Source organism: Desulfobacter vibrioformis DSM 8776 (assembly GCF_000745975.1).
Classification (GTDB): Bacteria; Desulfobacterota; Desulfobacteria; order Desulfobacterales; family Desulfobacteraceae; genus Desulfobacter; species Desulfobacter vibrioformis.
This window is the reverse complement of sequence record NZ_JQKJ01000015.1, coordinates 111,379-119,821: the sequence shown is the minus strand read 5'-3', so window position 1 is coordinate 119,821 and position 8,443 is coordinate 111,379. Positions and strand designations below refer to the sequence as shown.

Genomic DNA, 8,443 nt, shown 5'->3' with positions numbered 1-8,443 from the left:
GGGATCTCTATTTTGAATCAGACGGCAGCCGTTGGGCAAAAGCCGTCCCCAAAGCAGAACCGCGCAAATCCGCCAGTGGTGGTTGACCTGCAGCCGTATTTGCAATCTTTTCATCCGGTGCTGGAGAAGCGAGGGATTTCCGGTCAAGCATGCCAGTACCTGGGGTGCGGCTACCTGCCGGAGAGACAGCAAGGCAAATGTTCCCCATTGAACGGCAGGCTGGTTTTTCAGGTTCGTGGCGTTAACCAGGATCTAAAACCTGTTGTGTTGAGCCATGTTGGCCGCGCATTGACAGAGGAACAGTCGGCAGCCAACGGCAGGTACTGGGGTTTTCCATTTTCTAAAAAGCTGGAGATATACAACCAGGACAAGCTGCTCCTTGACCCTGGGGCAAAAAGGCAGGTTGAGCAATTCGGACTGACCCTTGTGGAAGGCTTTTTTGATGTGGCCGCCCTCGTGTCGGCTGGTTGCCTGAATGCAGGTGCCATAATGGGGGCACATCTGTGTGAGGAACAGGTTCGCCAGCTTCAATTTTTAGCATCGCATATAAATATCAGCATCGTTAATCTCTTTCTGGACCGGGATAAAGCCGGCAAGGAGGGGGCTTTGAAGGCTGAGTCATTACTGAAGCAACATGGATTTACAGTAAGAGTATTTGACTGGGATCAGAAATTTGAGCGGCCTGGATGTCTGCCCATAGGTATAACGTCCGGGATCAAAGATCCGGCCGATATGTCCGGATCTCAGCTTAGATATTTAAGGAAGACAGGCATGATTTAAGGGATGAAAAAAGAAAAAAAAGGAGGCATCATGAGTATGACAATCACAGAAATCGAAAAACAATTAAAGGTTCTCAGGCTGAGCGGTATGCTGGCGACACTCGAAAGCCGGGCTTTACAGGCCAATCAGTCCAGCGCAAGTCTGGTTGACGCATTGTCCTGGCTGATCCAGGATGAGCTGGACCATCGTTCATCCAGTCTAAGACTGCGCAGGTTTAAGGCTTCCGGGCTTGATGAGATGAAAACGTTGACGGAATTTGACTGGGGGTTTAATCCCAAGCTTCCAAAAAAGGAAATTTATGAACTGGTGACTGCCAAGTTCATACAAAATGGCGAAGATGCCCTACTGATAGGTGCCCCGGGTACTGGGAAGAGCCATATTGCCAAGACCATTGCCCATGCGTCCATCCAATTGTTCCAGAAAACGGTTTATCGGGAGGCCCATGTGTTTTTTGAAGACATGTTTGAGGCTGAACAGACTCAAAATCGAAAAAAAGTCTTCAAACTGTTTACACAGGCAGATCTTTTGGTTATTGATGATTTATTCCTCCGGAAGAAAATGCCTAAAGATGCAGCTGATTACCTGCTGGATGTCATCATCAACCGGTATGCCAGGAAAAAAAGCACCGTGATCACTTCAAATCGCCCTCTTGAAGACTGGGGACTGCTCCTCAAAGACAATGCAGCATCATCGGCCATACTGGACCGACTCCTTCACCATGGTCATTTGCTGAAATTTGAAGGGAAGAGCTACCGGCTCAAAGAGGCTGCCAATCGGCTCTCTCAGCTGCGCAACACCAGGGAGGGGTGAAAAAAGGAAAAAATGGAAGATATTAAGAGAATAACTTAGATCTTAATTTTCTGTCGCCGGGGGATTTTGACCCGGCCATGGGTGGGGGATTTTAAAGTGGCCATCCGGGCTATCCTATGTAACAGGTGGGACACACCCGTTTATTTGGGGCGGAAGCCAGTAAAGATGGGGTAATTACATATGAAGAAAAAAAAGCATTTGCAAAAGAGAATATGGAAAAAGCGGCAGAGCTTCTCATGGACACACTCAAGTCCCTTGGAATTTCAGGTGATCAATCTGTTTGGCTTCAGGAAAACAGTGAGGGAGAAATTGAAATAACTTCTGACCTACCCTCGGAGGTTCATGAGGAACTGGAGCAGGCGATAAACGAGAATCAGGAATTTGTCACGGCATTCAAAGCTGGGAATTTTGCTAACGCCATGATTAAAATCAATAACGATCCCGGTTCAGCAGAGGGCAGGTTTGGCGTCGGGCAAATCGCCAGCATTCATGAATTTCTGATATCCATGGAAAAGGGAACCGTAGCGCATATGAGATCCATCTGGCCTGACGGCAGTTGGTCCGATGAATGATAACACATGTTCCGGCCATGTGTAGCCTCGTCGGAAATTTTGTGGTTTTGGACAAAAACCCCCGGTTCTCAAGAATTCAAATACGATCATTGCTGTTCAAATTTTTATCGAGTTTGGAGAAGAAGCCCCTTATTGCACTTTTCGGGGGGATGGGCAAAAACCCCCATTATAGCATTCAGCCAAGAATCAAAAAAATATACTGCTTACAATACGCTTACTTTTTTATTGACAAAATAACAAAGGGGCTAACCAATTCGGCTAACCCCTTGTTTTTATTTGGTACCTGGGACGAGAATTGAACTCGTACACCCTTACGGGCGAGGGATTTTAAGTCCCTTGCGTCTACCAGTTCCGCCACCCAGGCATTTAATGAGGTGAAAAATATAGTATTGCGCATGGATTTGCAAGTCTAAATCCACAGTTCTTCCTTGGCGCTTCTTTTTTTTTGTATGTTTTAAAAAACTTGATATCGCGTTAAGACGGGAAAACCGTATTTACAATAGGCCTTAATCCCCCAAGGCTTTACGGATAGAATTTGAAAGCTGATATGTATTGGCCGGTTTATATAATAATTGTGATATGCCTGCCTCTTTTGCCGATTCTTCTATGTTTTTCCCCAAAAAGCCGGACATCAATATGACGGGGATAAGAATACCGGCAGATCTAAGTTTTTTGACCACGTCCAGCCCTGTCAGGCCGGGCATGGTGTAATCCGTAATAATGAGATCAAATTCATCGGGACTGGATTGAATTGCAGACAATGCCTGGGGGCTGTCTGTAAATGATGTCACGCGGTAACCTAAGTTGATAAGAATGGACTGCGTGGCAGCCGCAATATTAATTTCGTCATCAATCAGGACAATTCGTTCTGTTCCGTGCTTTATGGAAGGGCTGATTTCTCTGAAACCAGGTGCGTCATTCTTAATGGCGGGAAGAACCACATTGAATATGGTTCCTTCGCCAGGGTGACTGTAAACTGTGATGATACCGTTCATTTTTTTCACAATGCCATGAACAACAGACAGTCCAAGACCTGTCCCTTTCTTTTTGGACTTTGTGGTAAAAAACGGATCAAAAATATGTTCAATAGTTTCCTCGGGTATACCGCACCCTGTATCCGTGATACGAAGGATAAGATGCTTGCCCTCGCTTACTCCGGGGTGGGTTTTTGTAAATTCCCGGTCCACCATGAAATCCAGCAGTGTCAGCGTAATGGTACCCGGATTCTCCCCAATGGCATGAACCGCATTGGTAAACAGGTTCATGACCACCCGATGAATCTGTGTGGGGTCTGCAAACACGCAGGAGGTGCTGATAATGTCTGAATCTATTGTGATGAAAGAAGGTGTGGAGGCACGAAGCAGTTTTAATGCTTCCTTGATAAGTGTGCCCAGCTTGACAGACATCAGTTCAACTTCCCCCTGGCGGCTGAAACTCAATATCTGGGTAACAAGTTCCCGGGCTCTTTCCGAGGCAAGAATAATCTTACGTATATTTTTTTCAATATGGGGATCAATGTCACTGTCAAGCAGTGACAACTCGGCATATCCAAAAATGATGCTGAGAATATTATTAAAATCGTGGGCAATTCCACCGGCCAGAGTGCCAATGGCCTCCAGTTTTTGAGCCTGATTCATCCTTTTTTCAAACTTCAGCTCGTCGGTAACGTCCCGGCCGATTTCCAGATATCCCTGAATACGGCCATGACCATCTCGTACAGGGATAATCATAACATCCAGGGTGATCATATTTTTCGAGGCTTTTGCTTTAAATTCGAGGTGTCCTGACCATGCCTTGCCCGCTTCAAGCTCCGTCCATATGATCTGTGAGGGTATCCGGCCATTATTTTCAAGCGAAGGGATAGTACCGATGGCATCCTCGACTTTAATGCCGGTAATTTTTTCAAAAGCAGGATTTGCAAAAAAGATTTTTTTATTAAGTCCGATCTGTACAATAACTTCTGTGGAGTACCGGGTAACCTGGCTGACGGTGTCCATCATCTGCTGAATGGGCGAGCTGATCCTGCCTGAAATAATAATGATAATAACAATGGTGATGATCACAAAAATAATCCCGCTGATGAAAACATAATTCAAAAGCCTGTTCACCGGTGCCATAACTTCATCTCTGTTCTGGGTGTAAGCTGCTGTCCATCCGGTGCGCTTCACCTGGTTGATAACTGCAATTTTTTCCAGACCTTCGAATGTATAAAATGCCACCCCAGGCTGACCGCTGTTAACGATCTCTTTGATTACATGGGTGGCAGGCAGTTTGAACAGATTTTGTTTTAAGACAACATCAGGATCAGGATGTACCAGAACCAGCCCTTCTTTGTTGAGCAGATAAGCATACCCTGCCTCGCCAATTACTGTTTTTGATATAACGTCAGCAATATATTCCGTTGTAAAAATAATACCGCAAACGCCCAGGAACGCCTTATCCTCAAAAATAGGGGCACAAAACACAATAATGGTTTTATGATCACTATTTCCTTTGGCAAAAATCGGATCAGACACATTGGCCACACCATTTTGGGCTTTAATAAAATAATCCCGGCCCGATAAGTCCAGGCCCTGCTGATGGGGGAAACGTAGGTCAACTTTGGCGATTCCGTTTTTATCTGTCAGAAATATAGTGCTCTGATCCAGTTGGATGCTTTTATATATTGCATTGAGTTCACGCACGGCGCTTTCATAATCACCTGTTTTTGAAGCATAAATTATATCCGGGTTCAGGGCAATGGACTTGGCAAGACGAAGATTGGCATCAAGAAAATTATCAATAACACAAACAATATCACTTGACAGATGAAGGGATTTTTCTTTTGCCATATCTATCAGACTGCCTGACAGTTGAATATAGATAATGGTGCCGGTGATGATAAAAGGAATCATGACCGAAACAATACCGCCGATTATCAGTTTATTTTTAAGGCTCTTACGTCCGGTCATGCTATCTTATCTCACAAGTTTCAAATCATGATAAATCAGCAGTCATAATCTTAAAAATTTAAATTTAGCTGAAAATATCAGAGAGGTAAAATATCATGTCTTCATGCTATAGTCCAATATTCAATATCTCTTGTCCGGAACCGGATGAAAAAATATGGCATTGATAAAAAAAAAATATTAGAATGCTAACACAAATCTAACAAAAGGCTAACGTTTGACAACTACTGGATTTACATAAAGGCGGATTTTCTGATGCAGAAGGCCATTGATTCCATATTTTTTGATCGGCGGGATTACAAACTCATCGAAATTGTAAACTCGGTGTATAACGAACCCAAAACCCTGGGATACACAGGCAAACTGCTCTATCCTTTTTTTCATCCCCTGGGGATCAAGGAGCTTGCCGAATCCAGAGGGCTTCGCACAGCATATTCCATTGTCAATCTCATGGAATCCATTGAAAGCGGTAATATCACAAACCGCCTGCAGGCCTTATCCGGGCTAAAGGACGATCTTGTTGATACGGTTGGCGGCCCCATGCCCAAAAATACATCCCGGGTGCTGCTGCAGATTATGAAAGATCTGGTCCGGGCCAAGGGAAATTCGATTCAGCAGCTCAGGCTTGCCCATGATTTCAGGATGGCTGCATTTGGCAAGCCTAAAATTATCAGGCACCTGCTTGATCAGTATCATCTGCTTGAAATGCCCGAAGAGTGGAATCAGATCACCTTTGATGATCATGTTCATGATGCAAATACCTCGGGCAGAAAAAGCCCCACCCATCTGATCATGGATGCCTGGATCAAAGGCATTCGAAGGCTTAGAGTGATTTATTATCATTATATAGAGCCCAGATGTGCAATTGAGCTCATTGAAGCGGCAAGAATCATGGAGATTGATCTGAGAATCGGCATTGAGTTCTGGTCTCTGCACCGGGACAGGTACATCTCCTTTATCTGGGTGTCCAGGGGACTGCTTAATCTGGAATCGTTTTTATGGTTTTTGGCCTCTGATCCGGTTGTAAAGTTCATGCAGGAAGGAAGAGCCCTGGTCAATTTCCAGAATGACTATCTTCATCTTCTGCTGGACAGATTCAACCAGTCCTGGCGTATTGAACTGTGCCGGGATCTTGATATCACCATGATGCCTGTTGAGGCTGAAGAATTCCAGACATTTGTCGTTCCCGGGCAGCCAAGTTTCCAATACCTTGGTGAATTCATTTACTCAAAAATTATCCAAACCATTCAGGCACAGATCTCTGTGTTGAAGGAAAACGATAATGCCCAGGAAAATAAAGAAGAGATTGTCCGTCTGACAAAAATTTTAAATCATGTTACGGTCAAAGACCTTCTCAGTAAATATCTTGATGCAGACCATTTTTTCAACGGTCTTCGTGATTATGTTAAAGAAAAATCACAGACTGCACCCCAAAGGCTTTGTGTTTCTTTTTGTTCACTTCTGGATCAGATTGACAACCTGCTTGATGATTTTCGCATCACCCTGAACCTTGACAGGCTTCGGCCTGAAGATGTGCTTGAGCTTTTATATAACAGCAGTGGACGGATCTCCAGAATTGAAATGATCAATATGAAAAAATACAACCCGGCGGACAATGAGACCATGTCCCTTGTCAATGAACTTCAGAAAGCCGTGAACCAGGGCAGTATTCTGAAGTTGAAACGGGTCATTTCAAAAATTATTGCCGATGTGAAACAACATGTGACCGATCAGCAGGAAAACAGGCTCAAAGCGCTGTCTGAAATACTCTATGATATTGATGAGTTCAAACATATGTTTGATGCCCGGCCCATCAGGCTGAGAATCGGGTCAGATTCAACTGGAAAACGCGGCCAGGCCTATGGAATGGGATTTGCCGTTCTCGACACCCTGCCCTTCAGGGTCTCACGAAAAGTTAAAAATAAAACCTACGGAAGGATGATTTTACCTGTCAATGTTACGACCTCCCTGTGCACCACGATATCCCGGCCTGAATCCCAATCCGGTTTATTGGCCTGTATTCCGGGTATACGGACCTTGCTGGCCACCAGAAAAAGAGAATGGATAGCAGGCCATTTTTCATTGGACAATATATCAAACGGCAATATTGTGACGCTTGGCAAGACAAGTGTGGGAATGCATCACCCCTGCATCACAATTGATTCTTGTGAAAAAAACGAAACAAAAAGGTCCTGGAAATACCTTGATACAAAGTTGAAAAATTTTTTAAAAATTATTCTGGGATTTATTCCTGCCCAGCTTTGTTTCATGCTGACCAAAGACTGGTGGCTTCTGGCCTATTTTGGTGCGCTGATCTGGTTTGGCATAACCGGCATAAGAAATGTGATACAATCGGTGCTCGGCGGAGGCGGTATTAAAAGGGCATCGCTATTAAAATGGAATGATTATGTCAGCTGGGACAGGCTTGCGGATTCCCTTTTATTCACGGGTTTTTCAGTCCCCCTTCTGGATTACCTGGTTAAAACCCTTCTTTTGGACAACACCTTGGGCATTACCATGAATAACGGTCCTGTGATGCTTTATACCGTCATGGGCCTTGCCAACGGTATCTATCTTTCCACCCATAATTTCTTCAGGGGGCTGCCCAAAGGGGCGGTTACCGGCAATTTTTTCAGAAGCATCCTTTCCATCCCTGTCGCGGTTGTTCTCAGTGCAAGCATAGGCGCGGTCCTGGGTTTTTTCAATGTTCCCAATGTTAACGGGGTGCTTCAAAAATGGGCGGCCATCATTTCAAAAGGTGCGTCTGATATTGTAGCCGGATTCATTGAAGCTGCGGCTGACCGGTCTGTTTACACACGTCTTCGAAAACAAAATATCCGTAAAAAGATAACAGAGCTTTTTGATATTTATTCCAAACTGATTATGCTGTTTCCTGAAACAGAAGAACTGACTATCTTAGAAAATTCAAACATACTTTTAGATAACAAGAACTCGGAAGCCCGGGATCTGGCAACACTTATCATCATCAATGCCCTGGATTTATTTTATTTCTGGATGTACCTGCCCCGGGCCCAGTCCTCATTAATCCATGTGGTTTCAGAAATGACACCGGAAGAAAAGACAATATTTTTCCAGGCCCAGAACATGCTGCGTCATGAGCATCATATCAGCAGATTGTTTGTGGACGGGATTCTGGGTAGAAATTTTTCCCGGCCCCTTTCCTTTTATCTGACCTTATACCCCTCTTATCTTAACAACATTGAAAAGGTAAAGGCATCCATCCTGGACGAAAAATCCGACGAAAGGCCATATTCATAAATCAATATGTTTTTTTTGCCAAGGTCTGAATTATCCTTGAAAATAACAACTAAA

General features: G+C 44.3%; 5 protein-coding genes and 1 tRNA gene. 4 read left to right on the top strand and 2 right to left on the bottom strand.

Annotated elements, in window-relative coordinates:
• The 3 genes from Q366_RS11180 to Q366_RS11170 all read left to right on the top strand — a co-directional run.
• On the top strand, window positions 1–780 hold a 780-nt coding region (locus Q366_RS11180; protein WP_211251888.1), incomplete at its 5' end, for a toprim domain-containing protein.
• A gap of 36 nt (window positions 781–816) precedes the next feature.
• Window positions 817–1,590: an IS21-like element helper ATPase IstB gene (istB, locus tag Q366_RS11175; protein ID WP_211251887.1), complete on the top strand. Its 774-nt coding sequence runs from the start codon at window positions 817–819 to the stop codon at window positions 1,588–1,590.
• Window positions 1,591–1,802: 212 nt separating this feature from the next.
• Window positions 1,803–2,162, top strand: coding sequence for a hypothetical protein (locus Q366_RS11170; protein WP_156968159.1), 360 nt, complete (start codon window positions 1,803–1,805; stop codon window positions 2,160–2,162).
• A gap of 277 nt (window positions 2,163–2,439) precedes the next feature.
• On the opposite strand, the gene Q366_RS11165 is transcribed toward Q366_RS11170, so the two are convergent.
• Both Q366_RS11165 and Q366_RS20320 read right to left on the bottom strand, forming a co-directional pair.
• Window positions 2,440–2,526 (bottom strand) — tRNA-Leu (locus Q366_RS11165).
• A gap of 142 nt (window positions 2,527–2,668) precedes the next feature.
• Entirely contained in the window at window positions 2,669–5,113 is a 2,445-nt protein-coding gene (locus Q366_RS20320; protein ID WP_051957997.1) for an ATP-binding protein, read from the bottom strand.
• Between the two features lie 252 nt (window positions 5,114–5,365).
• Between Q366_RS20320 and Q366_RS11155 the strand changes: the two genes are divergently transcribed.
• Window positions 5,366–8,389, top strand: coding sequence for a hypothetical protein (locus Q366_RS11155; protein WP_035238884.1), 3,024 nt, complete (start codon window positions 5,366–5,368; stop codon window positions 8,387–8,389).
• The last annotated feature ends 54 nt before the right edge of the window (window positions 8,390–8,443 follow it).

Coding starts and splice junctions, on each gene's coding strand:
- Q366_RS11155 (WP_035238884.1), top strand. CDS start 5,366: ATGCAGAAGGCCATTGATTCCATATTTTTTGATCGGCGGGATTACAAA.
- Q366_RS20320 (WP_051957997.1), bottom strand. CDS start 5,113: ATGACCGGACGTAAGAGCCTTAAAAATAAACTGATAATCGGCGGTATT.
- Q366_RS11170 (WP_156968159.1), top strand. CDS start 1,803: ATGGAAAAAGCGGCAGAGCTTCTCATGGACACACTCAAGTCCCTTGGA.
- istB (WP_211251887.1), top strand. CDS start 817: ATGACAATCACAGAAATCGAAAAACAATTAAAGGTTCTCAGGCTGAGC.